11 protein-coding genes and 2 pseudogenes are annotated in these 15,496 nt (G+C 67.3%); 5 read left to right on the top strand and 8 right to left on the bottom strand.

The window, feature by feature from the left end:
* Positions 1–88 precede the first annotated feature (88 nt).
* The 5 genes from OG735_RS22770 to OG735_RS22750 all read left to right on the top strand — a co-directional run bounded on the left by OG735_RS22770 (position 89) and on the right by OG735_RS22750 (position 6,832).
* Positions 89–646 (top strand): sugar transferase, encoded by a 558-nt coding sequence (locus OG735_RS22770; protein WP_327325016.1) that lies wholly within the window; start codon positions 89–91, stop codon positions 644–646.
* A 130-nt stretch (positions 647–776) separates the two neighbouring features.
* Positions 777–3,047, top strand: a complete 2,271-nt coding sequence (locus tag OG735_RS22765; RefSeq protein WP_327325015.1) for a (Fe-S)-binding protein — start codon at positions 777–779, stop codon at positions 3,045–3,047.
* Positions 3,048–3,357: 310 nt separating this feature from the next.
* Positions 3,358–4,437, top strand: a complete 1,080-nt coding sequence (locus tag OG735_RS22760; RefSeq protein ID WP_442812622.1) for an FG-GAP repeat domain-containing protein — start codon at positions 3,358–3,360, stop codon at positions 4,435–4,437.
* Between the two features lie 168 nt (positions 4,438–4,605).
* Positions 4,606–5,496: a Yip1 family protein gene (locus OG735_RS22755; RefSeq protein WP_327325013.1), complete on the top strand. Its 891-nt coding sequence runs from the start codon at positions 4,606–4,608 to the stop codon at positions 5,494–5,496.
* A gap of 79 nt (positions 5,497–5,575) precedes the next feature.
* Entirely contained in the window at positions 5,576–6,832 is a 1,257-nt protein-coding gene (locus tag OG735_RS22750; RefSeq protein ID WP_327322156.1) for an IS30 family transposase, read from the top strand.
* 134 nt (positions 6,833–6,966) lie between these two features.
* Here OG735_RS22750 and OG735_RS22745 read toward each other — a convergent pair whose 3' ends face one another.
* The 8 genes and pseudogenes from OG735_RS22745 to OG735_RS22710 form a co-directional block, all read right to left on the bottom strand.
* Entirely contained in the window at positions 6,967–8,187 is a 1,221-nt protein-coding gene (locus OG735_RS22745) for a DUF6777 domain-containing protein (RefSeq protein WP_327325012.1), read from the bottom strand.
* Between the two features lie 686 nt (positions 8,188–8,873).
* Positions 8,874–9,203: pseudogene (locus OG735_RS22740) on the bottom strand (phosphoribosyltransferase); the annotation flags it as partial.
* Positions 9,204–9,294: 91 nt separating this feature from the next.
* On the bottom strand, positions 9,295–10,512 hold the full coding sequence (locus OG735_RS22735) for a tyrosine-type recombinase/integrase (protein WP_327325011.1): 1,218 nt from the start codon (positions 10,510–10,512) through the stop codon (positions 9,295–9,297).
* Between the two features lie 47 nt (positions 10,513–10,559).
* Positions 10,560–10,751 carry a helix-turn-helix domain-containing protein gene (locus OG735_RS22730; protein ID WP_327325010.1) on the bottom strand — a complete coding sequence of 64 codons (192 nt, stop codon included), beginning with the start codon at positions 10,749–10,751 and terminating at the stop codon, positions 10,560–10,562.
* Positions 10,748–12,136, bottom strand: a complete 1,389-nt coding sequence (locus OG735_RS22725; RefSeq protein ID WP_327325009.1) for a replication initiator — start codon at positions 12,134–12,136, stop codon at positions 10,748–10,750. The genes OG735_RS22730 and OG735_RS22725 overlap by 4 nt, the downstream gene beginning before the upstream one ends.
* Positions 12,137–13,255: 1,119 nt before the next feature.
* A complete protein-coding gene (locus OG735_RS22720) occupies positions 13,256–13,492 on the bottom strand; it encodes a DUF7848 domain-containing protein (RefSeq protein WP_327325008.1) in 237 nt (78 codons plus the stop codon).
* Positions 13,493–13,794: 302 nt separating this feature from the next.
* Positions 13,795–15,006, bottom strand: a complete 1,212-nt coding sequence (locus tag OG735_RS22715) for a helix-turn-helix domain-containing protein (protein ID WP_327325007.1) — start codon at positions 15,004–15,006, stop codon at positions 13,795–13,797.
* Between the two features lie 297 nt (positions 15,007–15,303).
* Positions 15,304–15,495, bottom strand: a pseudogene (locus OG735_RS22710) (phosphoribosyltransferase); the annotation flags it as partial.
* Position 15,496 lies beyond the last annotated feature (1 nt).

Raw genomic sequence — 15,496 nt, 5'->3', positions numbered from 1 at the left:
GCGGACCGGTTCACAAAGCGTCCATCTGCGAAAGTCATAGCCGCAAAAACGATCAATAACTGTCAATCGTGATGAAGGGCGTGTATCCATGCCTGCAAAGCGAGCCGTCGACCTGACGGGCAGTCTGATCCTGCTGCTGCTCCTGTCCCCGCTCCTGCTCGCGGTCGCCGCGGCGGTCGCGCTCACCTCTCCGGGACCCGTCCTGGCGCGCCAGAACCGGACCGGCCTCGGCGGTCGCACCTTTGCGATGCTGACGTTCCGCACACGGCGGGCCGGCACCCGCTGCAGCACACCCGTCGGACGGTCGCTGCGCGACCATTTCCTCGACGAACTGCCCCAGCTGATCAATGTGGTGCGCGGCGAGATGTCCCTCGTCGGCCCACGGCCGCTGCCACCGGAGAGGTCCGAGCCCGCCACAAGAGCGGGCCGCGCCCGTCTCGGCGTACGCCCCGGCATCACCGGCCTCTGGCAGATCAGCGGGCGCTCCGAACTCCCCTGGGAGGAGATGGCCGTGCTCGATCTGCACTACATGGAGGAGTATTGGCTGGGACTGGACCTACTGATCCTGGCCCGGACCCTCCCGGCCGTCTTCGCCGGGCGCCCCCCGGTCCGTCCCCGCCGGGCCCGCCCGGTCAGGCTTGCCTGAGCGACACAGATCACCGTGTGCGCGGCTACAGTGCGGCGGAATAAGTGGGTAATCTCAGCACGGACTGAACTAAGTTACCGCTTAGTAGAAGTCGCCGTATCCCACCCTCGCAGGCCCGAGGAGCCCCCAAATGCAACTCGCCGCGATCATCGTGTCGCTGGTCCTGACCGTGGTCGGCGTTGCGCTCATCGCCAGAGCCGTCGCGCAGATCTACCGGTTCGTCAGGCTCGGCCAGGCCGTGCCCGCGGGCAGCCGTACCGACAACCCCAAGCAGCGCACGATCACCCTGGTCAAGGAGTTCCTCGGCCACACCCGGATGAACCGGTGGGGGATCGTGGGCTTCGCCCACTGGTTCGTCGCGATCGGCTTCCTCACCCTGCCGCCGACGCTGGCGCAGGCATACGGACAGCTCTTCCAGGCGGACTGGACGCTGCCGGTCATCGGCGGCTTCCTGCCGTTCGAGATGTACATCGAGTTCATCGGCCTGATGACGGTCGTCGGCATTGTCGTGCTGATGTCCATCCGGCTGCTGAACCTGCCGTCCCGGGCCGGCCGCAAGTCGCGCTTCGCGGGCTCCAAGGCCTGGCAGGCGTACTTCGTCGAGTACGTCATCCTCATCATCGGTCTCGCGATCCTCACCCTGCGCGGGCTGGAGGGCGCGATCCACCATGCCGAGGGCTACGAAGCCGCCTACTTCGTCTCGTATCCGCTGGTCCTCGCCTTCAAGGGGCTCAGCCTCGCGACGCTCCAGAACCTCATCTACTTCACCGCGATGATCAAGATCGGCACCTCGCTGATCTGGATGATCATGGTCTCGCTCAACACCAACATGGGTGTCGCCTGGCACCGCTTCCTCGGCTTCCCGAACATCTGGTTCAAGCGGAACGCCGACGGCTCGACCGCGCTCGGCGCGCTCCTGCCGATGACGAGCGGCGGCAAGGAGATCGACTTCGAGGACCCGGGCGAGGACGACGTCTTCGGCGTCTCCCAGGTCGAGCAGTTCTCCTGGAAGGGCATCCTCGACTTCTCCACGTGTACCGAGTGCGGCCGCTGCCAGTCGCAGTGCCCCGCCTGGAACACCGGAAAGCCGCTCTCGCCGAAGCTCCTGATCATGTCGCTGCGCGACCACGCGCACGCCAAGGCCCCGTATCTGCTGGCCGGCGGCGGCAAGACGATGGAGGGCGAGGAGAAGGCTTCGGCCGAGCAGCTCAAGGATGTGCCGGCGGCGGCCCTCGCCGAGGCCGAACGCCCGCTGATCGGGACGCTCGAGGAGAACGGCGTCATCGACCCGGACGTGCTGTGGTCCTGCACCACCTGCGGTGCGTGTGTGGAGCAGTGCCCGGTCGACATCGAGCACATCGACCACATCGTCGACATGCGCCGCTACCAGGTGATGATCGAGTCCGCGTTCCCGTCCGAGGCGGGCACGATGCTCAAGAACCTGGAGAAGAAGGGCAACCCCTGGGGCCTTGCCAAGAAGCAGCGTGTCGAGTGGACCAAGGAGGTCGACTTCGAGGTCCCGATCGTCGGCAAGGACGTCGAGGACCTGTCCGAAGTCGACTACCTGTACTGGGTCGGCTGCGCGGGCGCCCTCGAGGACCGGGCGAAGAAGACCACCAAGGCCTTCGCCGAGCTGCTGCACATCGCGGGCGTGAAGTTCGCGATCATGGGCGGCGACGAGAAGTGCACGGGTGACTCGGCCCGGCGCCTGGGCAACGAGCCGCTGTTCCAGCAGCTCGGCCAGGAGAACGTGGCCATGCTGAACATGGCGTACGGCGAGGACGACGAGGACCCCTCGACGAAGAAGCCCAAGTCGTCGAAGAAGATCGTCGCCACCTGCCCGCACTGCTTCAACACGATCGCGAACGAGTACCCGCAGCTGGGCGGCGAGTTCGAGGTCATCCACCACACGCAGCTGCTCCAGCACCTCATCGACGAGGGCAAGCTGATTCCGGTGACGCCGGTCGAGGGTCTGATCACGTACCACGACCCCTGCTACCTGGGCCGTCACAACAAGGTCTACACGCCGCCGCGCGAGATCATGTCCGCCGTCCCCGGCCTGCGCCAGCAGGAGATGCACCGCCACAAGGAGCGCGGCTTCTGCTGCGGTGCCGGTGGTGCCCGGATGTGGATGGAGGAGCGGATCGGCAAGCGCATCAACACCGAGCGTGTGGATGAGGCCCTTTCGCTGAACCCGGACATCGTCTCCACCGCCTGCCCGTTCTGCCTGGTCATGCTCACGGACTCGGTGAACGGCAAGAAGAACGACGGCAAGGCCAAGGAATCGCTCCAGGTCGTGGACGTGGCGCAGCTGCTCCTCGACTCGGTGCGTACGCCTCCGGCCGACCCGGCTGCCGCCGAGGAGTCGGAGGACGCGCCGGAGCCCGAGCCGGTGAAGTAGTCCCTGCGTAACGCGGGAGCGGCCGGATCTGCCTCGGGGGCAGAACCGGCCGCTCTCTTGTGTGCGTACTCGCGTGTCCGCGGGCCGCTCGACGCGGCCCCCAGGGTGGTCCGGTGCCTGGTTTATCGTGTCTGTTGCCCTTTGCGCTGCATTCCGCGACCGTCCAACTACCCACCGCATAACCATTGGCCTGCGATCACGGCGGATCCATTGCCCTGCCGCGACGGCCGAACGAGCATCGTGGGGCGACTGAGCACAGAACAGACGGACGGGGTGCGTTGTGCGGATACGAACGGCGGCAGCAGCGGCGATGGGCACCGCCTGCGCCTGCGCCGTGCTGCTGGCGGGCTGCACGAGCGGCCCCGAGCCCGACCGGCCCGCAGCCGCCAAGAACGGCGACACCGCCCCGCTCGCCGGCCGGGCCGCCACCCCGCGCCTCCCCGTCCCCCACGGCACCGGCAGCCGCGTCCCCGAGGACTTCAATGGCGACGGCCACCGCGATCTCGTACTGAACGACCTGGTGAAGGCCCCCGACGACAGCCACGGCGACGACGCGGGCATCGGAATCGTCTACGGCACCGCCGCCCTGCGCCGGCTCGACCCCGCCCGACGCCAGATCCTCACCCCGCGCGCCAACGCCGCACCGGTCGACGGCACCCTCCCCGCCGCCTTCGACGCCGAGGCCTCCTGCGACCTCGACAAGGACGGCTTCGCGGACCTGATCGTCGCCACGGACCCGCCGTACAACGGCATCGGCCGCCCACCCGTACCGCTCCAGCTCCTCTTCGGCTCCCCCACCGGCCTCGGCGGCAAGGCGGTCGTCCTCCGCATCCCCGACCAGGCGAGATACGGCAACGACTGGCCCGACCACCCCGTATGCGGCGACTTCGACGGCGACGGAAGCACCGACCTGGCGGTCACCGCCTCGGCGGGCCACGTCAGCTTCCTGCGCGGCCCCTTCACCCGGGCCGGCGCCCCGCGCGCCGCCACAGCGCCTGTCCCGGGCGGCGGCCCGGCGCTCTCCGCACCGGCACCCGAGCCTGACACCAATGACGACGGCTACGACGACCTGGTGGTGTCGGCCCGCGCCCCCGAGCCGGGCGCGGCGGCCAAAGGGAAGCTGCTGCTCGGCGGCCCCGACGGCCCCGGCCGCGCGGGCGGCACGTACCGCACCAAGCCGGTACGGCTGCCGCCCGGCCCCGCGCTCCCGTCCGGCGAGACAAGCCCGGCGACCGACGTCCTCGAGTACGCGGACTTCGACGGCGACAAGCGCCCGGACCTGGTGACACGTACGCACCGCGGCGAACACGCGGACGTCGTGGCCCTGTACCCGGCGGCGGAGCGGACGCGCGCGCTGCTCACCTTCAGTACGTCGGTCTTCCTGACCTGACCTGACCGCCTGCCGTACGGCTGCCCCTACGCCCGCCGAATGCCCAGCTGAGCGCGGTGCGGCAGACCCCCGGGGTTCCCCTAGGGGATGTCACAGCTCAGCAGCAAAGGACCGCTTGTTCCCCTGGGTCGAGCACCTCACTCTCCGGGACCAGGTACGTTCGAATACGTGGCTGGATTCAGGATCGGACGCGGCCGGGACAACCGCACCTCGCAGCAGCAGCAACCGCAGCAGGCACCGCCGCCGCCCTACTGGGGCGGGGGCGGCCGTGCGGTGCCGCCGTATGCGCAGCAGCAGCAACCGCCGCAGTGGCCCCAGGCCGGCGGCGGTCATCATCAGCAGCAGCCTCAGGGCTCGTACGGCGAACCGGAGTACTTCGGCGACCCGTACCAGCAGCCCCCGCACGGTGACCCGTACGCCAACAACCCTGGCCACACCCAGGCGTTCAGCGTCAACGAGGACCCGTACGGCGACGGCGCGACCTACCGCGCGGGCGCGGCCGCTGCCGCCCCGTCCGGCCCGCGTCTGCACTGGAAGCAGCTGCTGAGCGGCATCGTGCTGCGCCCCGGACCGACGTTCTGGCAGATGCGCGACTACCCGGTGTGGGGCCCGGCGCTGATCGTGACGTTCCTCTACGGACTGCTCGCGCTCTTCGGCTTCGACAAGGCCCGCGAGGAGACGATCAACGCGACGATCTCCGCGGCCATCCCGTACGTACTGACGACGGCGGTCGCATTCGTCATTGGCGGCCTGATCCTGGGCGCGGTGACCCACACCATGGCCCGCCAGCTCGGCGGCGACGGCGCCTGGCAGCCGACGGTCGGCCTCTCCATGCTGATCATGTCGATCACGGACGCCCCACGCCTGATCTTCGCCCTCTTCCTGGGCGGCGAGAACTCCCTGGTCCAGGTCCTGGGCTGGGCGACATGGGTGGCGGCGGGAGCGCTGTTCACGTCGATGGTGAGCAAGTCGCACGATCTGCCGTGGCCGAAGGCGCTGGGCGCGTCGGCGATCCAGCTGATCGCACTCGTGTCGATCATCAAGCTGGGCACGATCTAGGACTTTCTACGGACGGGCAGAGGCCCCCGGAGCCCTTCAGTTCTAGCGGTCGTTGCAACACCCCAGTTCAAGGGGTGCGATGGACTTCGAGATTCGCAAGAACAGGAAGTCGCAGGGGCGCAAGCCGTTGCTCCGTGAGCGGGCCGCATACTTCCAGCTCATGGAGCAGGGCTACAGCACCCGGGAAGCGGCCCGGATCGTCGGCATCGACCGCCGTACGGGCAAGAAGTGGCGTAACGGTCACCAAAGGGGCCGCAAGGCGGTCCCTCCGATCTACCAGGAACCCGGGCAGACGCCCGGGCCGCCGGGGCCGGAGGGACCGCCTCCTGCTCCGTCGCGGTATCTCCAGGAGCACGACCGCATTCACATCGCCGACCGGCTGCGTGAGAAGGCGTCCGTCCGGCAGATCGCCGCCGAGCTGGGCCGCAGCCCGTCCACCATCAGCCGCGAGATACGCCGCAACCGGCGGACCATGCCCAAAGGGGGCTGGTACTACCGGCCGCACACCGCCCAGGCCCGGGCCGACGCCCGCCGGCCCCGCCCCAAGACCGGCAAGATCGGCCAGAACCCCGAACTGCGGGACTTCATCCAGGACCACCTCACGATGCGGTGGAGCCCTGAGCAGATCTGCCAGGCTCTGCGGGCACGCTTCCCTGACCGGCCGGAGATGCACGTGACCCACGAGACCGTCTACCAGGCCCTCTACGTCCAGGGCCGCGGCGAACTCCGCCGGGAACTGGCCCGCTCCCTGCGCACCGGCCGGGCCCGCCGGCGCCCGCAGCGCCAGGCCCACAAGCGCATCTCCCGCGCCATCAAGGACATGGTCCTGATCAGCGAACGCCCCGCCGAAGCCGCCGACCGGGCCGTCCCCGGCCACTGGGAGGGCGACCTCATCATCGGCAAGGACGGACGCTCGGCCATCGGCACCCTGGTCGAACGGTCCACCCGCTACGTGATGCTCGTGCACCTGCCGACCGGCCACAGCGCCATCGCCACCCGCAACGCGCTCGCCACTACCGTCCAGACCCTCCCGCCGCATCTGTGGCGGTCCCTGACCTGGGACCAGGGCTCAGAGATGGCAGCCCACCGCGCCTTCACCGTCGCCACCGACATCCCGGTCTACTTCTGCGACCCAGCCAGCCCCTGGCAGCGCGGGTCGAACGAGAACACGAACGGCCTGCTGCGGCAGTACTTCCCCAAGGGCACCGACCTGAGCGCCCATACCCCCGACCACCTGGAAACGGTGGCCGCCGAACTCAACAGCCGCCCACGCAAAACGCTCGGCTGGGAAACCCCAGCCGAGCGCCTCGCTAAGCTACTGGACCTAGCCAGCTGACCAGCAGTGTTGCAACGACCCCTCGAATTCGCCGCCATCCGGGGGCCTTTCTCTCCATGTCCGTACTCGCAGACAAGGTCAGAGCTCCTGCTCTGCGACTCCTTCAGCTCTGCCGCGACTCCGGGGCCGGCGACTCAACCGGTGCCAGTGTGCTCCTGGTTGCTGTCCTTCTCCTTCGGCTGCTCCTGGTTGCTGTCCTTCTCCTTCGGCTGCTCCTGGTTGCTGTCCTTCTCCTTCGGCTGCTCCTGGTTGCTGTCCTTCTCCTTCGGCTGCTCCTGGTTGCTGTCCTTCTCCTTCGGCTGCTCCTGGTTGCTGTCCTTCTCCTTCGGCTGCTCCTGGTTGCTGTCCTTCTCCTTCGGCTGCTCCTGGTTGCTGTCCTTCTCCTTCGGCTGCTCCTGGTTGCTGTCCTTCTCCTTCGGCTGCTCCTGGTTGCTGTCCTTCTCCTTCGGCTGCTCCTTCGGCTGCTCCTTCGGCTGCTCCTGGTTGGGCTTGTCCTTCTCCTTCGGCTCGTCCTTCGGGTGGTCCTTCTTGCTGTCCTTGTCCTTCTGCTTGCCCTTCTCCGGGTACTCCTGTTCCTTGTCCTGGTGCTTCTCTGTCGATTCAGGAGGGGGCAGGACCGGGAACGGCGTTCCGGCAGGCTGGCCCTTCGGGGCGGGAACCCTTGCGTCGCTCTTGCCCTGAAGGTCGCCGCTCGGACGCTGGAACCAGCCCTTGCGATTCTGGTCGAACATCGTCACGGTCTTCATGGGCTGGTTGGCGGGTATGACCGCAACGAGGTGGGAGGGCTGGAACGACGCCCACTGCCTGCCGGTGTACTTCTGCTTGTTCTCGCCGGCGACGGGCGGAGTCAGGGGGTTGCCGCAGGCGCAGCGGACGCGCGGAACGCCCCGGTCGTCGACGAGGACGGCCGTGCCGGCCTGCAGGATGGCCTGATAGCTGGCCGCCGCGCCGTTCCTGTACCCGTGGTTCGTGACGCGTGTGTCCCAGACCAGCCGAGTCGGCGTCAGGGACCGCATGTACTGGGGGATTTCGGGCTGCCGGATGTTGAGGGCTCCGGCGAAGGCCCGCCCTTTGTCGCCGTTCTGCGTGAGGAACTTGACCTGCTTCTCGACGTCACAGCTCGCGACGTTCTGTGTACCGCCGTACAGTCCCGGGTGGGAACCATTGACGACGAGGGTGCCTGTGCCGTCGGCCGATGACGTACCAGGGCTTGCGGACGAGGCTGCGGCATCCTTGTCCTGGGTCTCGGTCGACGGGGTGAACGGATCAGAGCCGGCCGCGGAGGCGGTCTGGAGGAAGACCTCCCCACCGCCCTTTTTCCCGCCGGGGAGGGCGACCGTAAGGATCACCGCCATCGCGGCACCCACCACCACAGTGCCGGCAGCCAGCAAAGTTCTCCGCGTCCGCCACCGGGGCGAGGGTCCTCCGCGGCGCCGATGAGGCTCATCCGGTTCGCCGGGCGGACCCATGGACCCCGGTGGCGGAGGCTCGGGTGGGGGCGGAGGCCCGGGTGGGGGCGGAGGTACCGGCGACTGCTCACCTGAGGCCTGGCCGGACAGCGGACCGGAGGGAGGGCCGGTGGGGCGCTCGGACGAAGGAGGTAGGGAACTCACGGCACTCTCCTCAACCGCATAGATATCGCGGAATGGAAAATTCTTCTCATTCGCCTCCCTAAGGCCATTATCGCTCCATGTCCGGGAGGCACTGATCATGCACCGGCTTTGTCAAAGCCCGCCTCTCGAGTAAGCCCCGAGCTGTGCCATCGCGACACGTCACTACATTTCGGGGCTTGACAGAGAACAGCGTTCCCATATGCGAAAGAGCCCGCTGGTCCCGGGCCTCATGACGTCGCCGTGGAGCAACGCGCCACCTTGTTGATGGTGTCCATTGCCGCGTGCCATGGCTCCCAGCTGGAGCCTCGAGCACAGCCGGATGACCCGGCGCCTGCCTCAACCGGACGCAACCGGGTGGTAGCCGAGGTCAAGCCTCCTCAGCGCCAAGCGAGGGCACGCAAGAATGACTGGCACATCTCAGCCGCAGGTCAGAGGGCTTCCTTCGACGGAATGACCGGCTCCCCGGACTTACGTACTACAGGCAGGACACTCCAGGGGAAGTTGATCCACTCGTCGGTGCGCTTCCAGACGTACTCGCACTTCACCAGCGAATGCGGCTTCTCGTAGATGACGGCGCTGCGCACCTCGGCGACCTGGTCGACGCAGAAGTCATGCACGAGCTTCAGCGTCTTACCGGTGTCGGCGACGTCGTCGGCGATAAGGACCTTCTTGTTCGAGAAATCAATGGCGTTCGGGATGGGCGCGAGCATGACCGGCATCTCGAGAGTGGTCCCGACCCCCGTGTAGAACTCCACATTAAAGCCGAGGGGCGCAATCACCAGGCAATATGCCCGATCATTGCGCCTCAACTCAGCACTAGCTCAGCACGCCTGGCTGAGTCAGCACCACCTACGCCGAGCGGATGCGGCTCAGCGACTCGGACAGATCACGGGCAACAGCCAGCGCAACGGCGCCCTTGATCCGCTCCTCAGCACCCGGCAGCAGATGTACGTACACCTGCTCTGTGGTCTTGCTGCTGGCGTGCCCCATCCAGGCTGCCAGCTCCGCCATGGGGACCCCCGCCGCGATGGACACCGAGGCGAAGTAATGCCGCAGCGACTTGGGCGTGAGGCCACGGTGTGTCAGCCCGGCGTCCTCGATCGCCTTGTTCCACCTCTCGGCGAACGTCGTACGCGAGGGGAAGCGCCCGGCGTACGTCTCGGACTCGTAGAACCAACCTTCGTCACCCCAGGTGCCATACGTCGCGATGTGGGCGCGCCAGGACTCCTCAGCGATTTCAGGCACCGGAACCCGGCGACCGGTCCGAGACCACTTCACCTCATCCCGGATCGCCGTTCCCCGCCCGGCACCCTCATTGGCTCCGAACGAGGAGAGCTGAGCATTGATCTTGGCCCAGCCCGTCTCCTGGTCCCACTTCTGTTCGCACATCGCCAGCGCTTCACCCACGCGCAGGCCGCACCCCGCCATGGTCCAGACGGTCGAGCGGTAATACGGCTTGATCTTGCCGAAGATCGCTTCGACTTCCCCAGTCGTCGGAACCTCTGACGGGTCGATCGGCCGGTATGCCGATCCCTTACGCTTGCGCGCATCCGCTTTCTTGCACGGATTTCGGGGGATGATCTCCGCCGACCACGCGTACTTGAAGAGCGAGGCGAGGACGACCTTACGCGTGTGGATGCCGTACGGCTTGTACCCCTTCTCCTTTTGGAGCGTTTCCCACTTGGTGATATCGCTTGCGGCAATCGAGCCAATGGGGCGCGACCCGAAGAAGTCGGCGTAATGGTTCTTGTAGATGCTCTGGTACTGAGCACGCGACGACACCGCTAACTGAGCCTCATCCGAACCGGCGTTGATCCACTCAGTCCAGACATCAGCGAACGTCCGCTTAGCCTGCGAGGGGTCGATATACGATCCCGTGTCTTTGTCACGCTCCACCTTCCGTTCCCACTTGGCTGCGAGCTTCTTACCGGCCGCCCCCGGCTCGTACGACTTCTCACGCTGCCGCCCCGAGCGCCCGCCAGGCTCACGCCAGCGAACCACCCACGGATGCGGGCACCGGTCCCACGCCGTGATGACACAGTCACACCGCTTGATGATCGCGCCCATGCCTGTCGATCCCCCTTGCCCTCTCTCGGTTACTCAGCACGAAGATTCTACACGTTAAGATTCTCAACGCGCCCGCTTAGCCAAGTCTCCAAGTCCCGTTCTCTGAACCGGAGATGCTTGCCGACGCGGTATGCCGTGAGCCCCCAAGTACGCCAGTTGCTGTAGAGCGTGCTCAGCGGCACGGCCAAGAACTCAGCCGTCTGAGGGGGCGTCAGAAGTCGGTTCGACCCTCCTCTCATGCGCAGTCGCCTCCCTGCCTGATCTCCCGCCCGATCTCGCGGTTCTGCGCGTGGTCTTCGGCGATTCCGGCGGCGAGTTGGGCCGCGCCGGGGGTGTGGCCGGAGCCGACGTAGCGCCAAGCCGATTCCGTGATCGTGTCCGGATCGTTCGCCGTCCCGGTCCCGGTGCCGGTGCGGAGGTGCGCGGCGCGGTCGGCGCGCAGGGCGGCGTAGGTGGTGGAGTAGCGGCGGGACTTGGTGAGGATGTGGCCTCGGTGGCCGAGGCTGTGAGCCCATCCCCGGAGCCGGAGGTGTTCCAGTTCAGCCAGGCCGCCCAGGCGCCAGCAGGTGCCCATCAGGGCCCGTACGTGGCCGTTGACGGCCGCCGCGCGGATGTCGTCCAGGCTGGTGATGCGGTAGTCCAGCCCGGCAGCCGTCTCGGCCGCGCCCTTGCTGACGTACTTGGCCACGTACGCCGCCACCGCCTCATCCGACAGGGCGTCTCCTTCGCTGAACGACCGGATGGGGCGGGCGTCGAACTGGGCACCCCAGGCCAGGCGTTCGATGCCGTACGCGTCGGAGTCGGGCGGAGTGACGAAGCTGGACGCGGCGGCATGGCGGACCGCGTCGAGGAGGAGTTGGGCAGTGGCCCAGGCCGGAGGCGACGTTCCGGGGCCGTCCGGTCCGTCGAGGCGTACGACGGCATGGAAGTGCACGGCCGCGCGCCGCTGGAACTCGGCGACCTTGGCGAAGGAGACCACCAGGTCGTCACCGAGCCGGGAGCGCGGTATCCCACCGGCCGACGCCAGATGACGCCGCACGGCGGTCGTGAACCGGTCCCACAGCCTCCCGGTGTGCGTGTGCCACAGCACGTGGCTGGTGTAGTCATAGCAGTCGGCACAGAGCGGCAGTCCGGCCAGGCGGTCATCCTCGGAGTGGACCAGGCCGCAGCCGAGCAGTCTTCCGTGCTCGCACACCGGGGCGTCACGACGTGGACGGCACGGCCCGCCATCCTCGGCGACCCGGTGGACGGGGCCGAAGGACGGGGCGGTCAGGGTGACGAACAACCGGGGCCGGTTGCGGACCGCGTCGGGCACCTTCTTGCCCCCGGACAGGCCCGCACGGACCAGGTGGAAGGTGTCCCCCGCGTGCAGGCGGGAGCAGGGGGCGCAGACCGAGGCACGGCGGTTGCGGCAGCGCACCGGCAGTCGCTCACCCGGCTCATGGCCAGTGGAGTACGCCCAGATGATCTCACCGGTGACCGCATCCCGGGTGATCGTGCAGCCGGACAGGTAGACGGGATGGGCACAGCCGCCGATGGATCTGATCTGCTCCAGCCACCGGGCATAACCGGGGTCATTGACCAGGCGGATCAGGTCCCGCTCCGCTTCGGACAGCGACCGCAAACGGTCTACGCGCCGCAGTTCTACGGTACGGGCAGCAGGGTTTGTGAACGTGGAAGGTATGTCGGTTGAGTCGTCGCGAGCGACGTTGGGCACAGGTCACCTCACAGCAGGCGCAGGAACAGGGCATGGGCGTGATCATGTGCGCTCCTCTTGGGGTGGGCTGACAGTGCGTCAGTAGTGTCCGCGCGCTGCCATCATCTCAACTTCCATTTGCATTTGCAACTGCCAATTGGTTTCCGGGCAGGCAGGGTTGTGTTTGCTGCGGCATCCGAGGCGCGCTGCCGGAACCGGTGGATCACCGACCCTTCGGCCTTCACCGTCCCTGTGCCATCGCCCACCCGTCCAGCCAGCGCTCGACGCGGCAGCCGGGGCAGGCGTGGCGGAAACTGTCTTCACTTACTCCAGGGCGCGCCTGCGGCGCGCCGGGCGGACTCGCCGCCCTCCGGGCGGGCATGCGGCCTTCGGCCGGTCCCGCCGGAGCGGCAGCCGCCCGCGATGCTCAGCGCTCTGAGCCGTACCGACAGACCGTACGAGACCCCGGGTTCCCCTCGCCGTGGACCGGGGTGCCCTCGGCTGGGGGCGGACGGCCTCCGAGACTTGACCACCGATCCTGACCCGGACTCGTCACCGGTCAGCCCACAGCGCCTGTCTCACGGGTACCGAGCACCCCGGCAACACACCTGACACGAGCGTCGCGTTGGCGGCGAGGTTCACCCCGTGGGGGCGGGGGCCGACGGCCTTCGAGGCCTGAGACAGCCACCATGGGGCGAGCCTCCAAGATCATGGCCCCGATCGGGCTATTGCGGGCAGGTCCACAGACTGCCCGATCGCTGGCCAGCGTAAGGGGCCATGATCACTCGCCCCATGGCAGCTCCCGTCCCAAGCCTCTACGGCCGGCGGCGTGCCAAACCGCGCCACTGCCTGGGAAACCCGCCCCCGCCGGGGCTTATCTCAGTGTGGGGGAACACCTCGATCAGCTACATCCGGCGGGGACGGGGGTCTAAGGCAACGAAGAGCCGGACGCGAGCGCGACGCCTAGGACGAAGCCGCACGAGACCGAGATGGTGATGATCAGAAACGGTCCGGCGAAGCGGCCTAACCAGCCCACCGCACTGCGCATCATGAGTGCCGCCAGGTGCGCCACGGCCGGGTGATGATCTCCCGGAACGTGTGGTGCGACGGGTTCCGGCCGCAGTGCGCCAACACCCAGGACTGCGGGCCACCGATGTCCGCACTGGCCGCCGAGGATTCCTCACACACCGCGCACTGCATGGAGTACGTGGTCGGCTCTGCGTCCGGCTCACGGTCCGGCTCCAGTGTCCACGTCTCATGACGCACCACCGAGCGCGTACTCACAGAACCTCGCCCCGGCTTCGGGCGTTGGCCAGCCAGACCTTCGAACTCAGAGCCGGACCCGGCACCCGCTCAATGCCGGAGTGCGGAGCTTCGTCGGCGCCTTCTGCTGTGCTACCCAACGGGTCGTCAGGGTCGTGGAAGACGAGTAGCCGCCCATCGTGTCCGAATTGCTCGATGGCCGCTGCGAGCCGCTGACGTGCGTTTCTCGACATGATCATTAGTCCCTCGTGTCGACGGCGAATGCCAATCGTCACGCGGAGCATTGAGGCACTACAGGGACGCAACGGCCTACTTCTGCGGCCTTAGCTCGTGACCCCGAGGAACTCAGCAAGCTTGCGCAGCCCAGGCGGACGCGTCGGCGTCGCCCAAAGGTCGTTCACGATCGACACGGCTAGCGTGTGGTGACGCATCCACGCCGGGGCGATTTCACGGAGCCGCATAAGCGCCTTGACCGCGCCTTCCGCATTCCCCAGGTCTGTGTGGGCACGGGCCACGTCGAGCAAGAGCCACGTACGCCACGACGGAGGAGTGTCGGTACTGAGCCGCATTCCCTTCGCAAGTTGAAGAGCTTCCTCGGGGCGCGCGTGCTGCACTGCGAGACGGACGCGCTCAATACGTACGGACGAGCGACTGAAGACAGACACCATTCGCCCATTCACCGGGGGCGGGAGTACGGCCAATCTCTTCGTTGCCTTCTCGGCCGTCGTCATCATTTCGTTTGCCGTGTCGTAATCGCCCGAGCGTGCCGCGCTCGTCGCCGCCGACATGAGCAAGCCGCCCCACACGCGCACACCTTCGGCCGTGTCGCCGTGATCACGCTCAACCCCGTCAGCCGCGTACACGGCAAGGTGCTCCGCGTCGTCGAGCCGGTTTTGCCGCTGGTAGTTCCATGCGACGGAGTTACTGACCATGGGCCCAAGCAACGGATCAGAGGATTGCTCAGCGGCGTTCATCGCCCGCTCAAGCGCGCTCAGCGCAAGGTCCGTTTTCCCCAGGCGGATTGCGAGGTGTCCGGCCAATTGAAGCGCCTTGCCCAACGCGGCCTGTCCGGCTGCTTTCTCGTCGCCCTTGCCGACAGCAGCAGCGAAGCGCGCGTCATTGATGATGCCGGGCAGCAATTCCATGAGTCGGCCGAACTCCGCGCTGTGGTACAGGGTCCACGCGTCGGCAATCTCACGCCGAAGAAGCGGCACGGTCAGCCGCTCGGGGCCGTTCGGCTCCGGTGGCGGAGCGAACAGGGGCGGCATGATCGCGCGTCGCACGGCAACAAGTTGGGGCGGGTCGACTTCACCCGTGGACGGCACCCCCGGCGGGTCCCCGAGCAGAGAGGTCAGCTCCACCCCGAGGCCCCGGGCCAAGGCATGCAGAGTCGGCAGTCGCGCGCTGTGCTTGCGTTTCTGCTCAAGCCGCTTGATCACGTCGGAGGACACGCCGGACTTCTCAGCGAGTCCCTCTTGCGTGAGGTCAGCGAGTCGGCGCAGACGAACGAGCCGGTCTCCCAGATGCTCAGCCATGCGTCGAGAGTACGGCGACAACCGGTCGCGGGAACAGAAAAGACCCACTGCCCGACCCGGGAGGGGATCAACGCAGGGGCAGCGATCAGACGCACAGGGCAACGCCCCATCCGGCCTACATCGCCGCCGCCGTGGCGGAGGTCGACGCAACGGCCGTGAGCCCTGCGTCCCGCTCAGCACCTACTCAGCACAGGGACCATGATCAGCAGTAATCAACGCCAACCAACCACAAGATCAGGTAGCCGCGCATAAGCTCTCACCTGCACATTTGCCAAGTTCAACGGCTATGCGCTAAATGTACTCCACATTCACCAGGTGGATGTTCTTGCAGTCGAGCGCGTACGCCAGTCCCCCGGCGACGAACACGCCACCCCTGGCGATGCTGAGCACGATGTCGGGCTCGTACCCGTCGTCGGCGATGGCTTGCGCAAGTTCACGGATCGCCCCGCCGAACGTCTCGTACGTCAGGTTCTCCCGTGCCTCACTCATC

This window comes from Streptomyces sp. NBC_01210 (assembly GCF_036010325.1).
Taxonomy (GTDB): Bacteria; Actinomycetota; Actinomycetes; order Streptomycetales; family Streptomycetaceae; genus Streptomyces.
This window is presented reverse-complemented; position numbering and strand designations above follow the sequence as displayed.

What these genes read in the sequence shown, in the direction of transcription:
- OG735_RS22770 (WP_327325016.1), top strand. Translation starts at nt 89, where the DNA reads ATGCCTGCAAAGCGAGCCGTCGACCTGACGGGCAGTCTGATCCTGCTG.
- OG735_RS22765 (WP_327325015.1), top strand. Translation starts at nt 777, where the DNA reads ATGCAACTCGCCGCGATCATCGTGTCGCTGGTCCTGACCGTGGTCGGC.
- OG735_RS22760 (WP_442812622.1), top strand. Translation starts at nt 3,358, where the DNA reads ATGGGCACCGCCTGCGCCTGCGCCGTGCTGCTGGCGGGCTGCACGAGC.
- OG735_RS22750 (WP_327322156.1), top strand. Translation starts at nt 5,576, where the DNA reads ATGGACTTCGAGATTCGCAAGAACAGGAAGTCGCAGGGGCGCAAGCCG.
- OG735_RS22745 (WP_327325012.1), bottom strand. Translation starts at nt 8,187, where the DNA reads ATGGCGGTGATCCTTACGGTCGCCCTCCCCGGCGGGAAAAAGGGCGGT.
- OG735_RS22735 (WP_327325011.1), bottom strand. Translation starts at nt 10,512, where the DNA reads ATGGGCGCGATCATCAAGCGGTGTGACTGTGTCATCACGGCGTGGGAC.
- OG735_RS22730 (WP_327325010.1), bottom strand. Translation starts at nt 10,751, where the DNA reads ATGAGAGGAGGGTCGAACCGACTTCTGACGCCCCCTCAGACGGCTGAG.
- OG735_RS22715 (WP_327325007.1), bottom strand. Translation starts at nt 15,006, where the DNA reads ATGGCTGAGCATCTGGGAGACCGGCTCGTTCGTCTGCGCCGACTCGCT.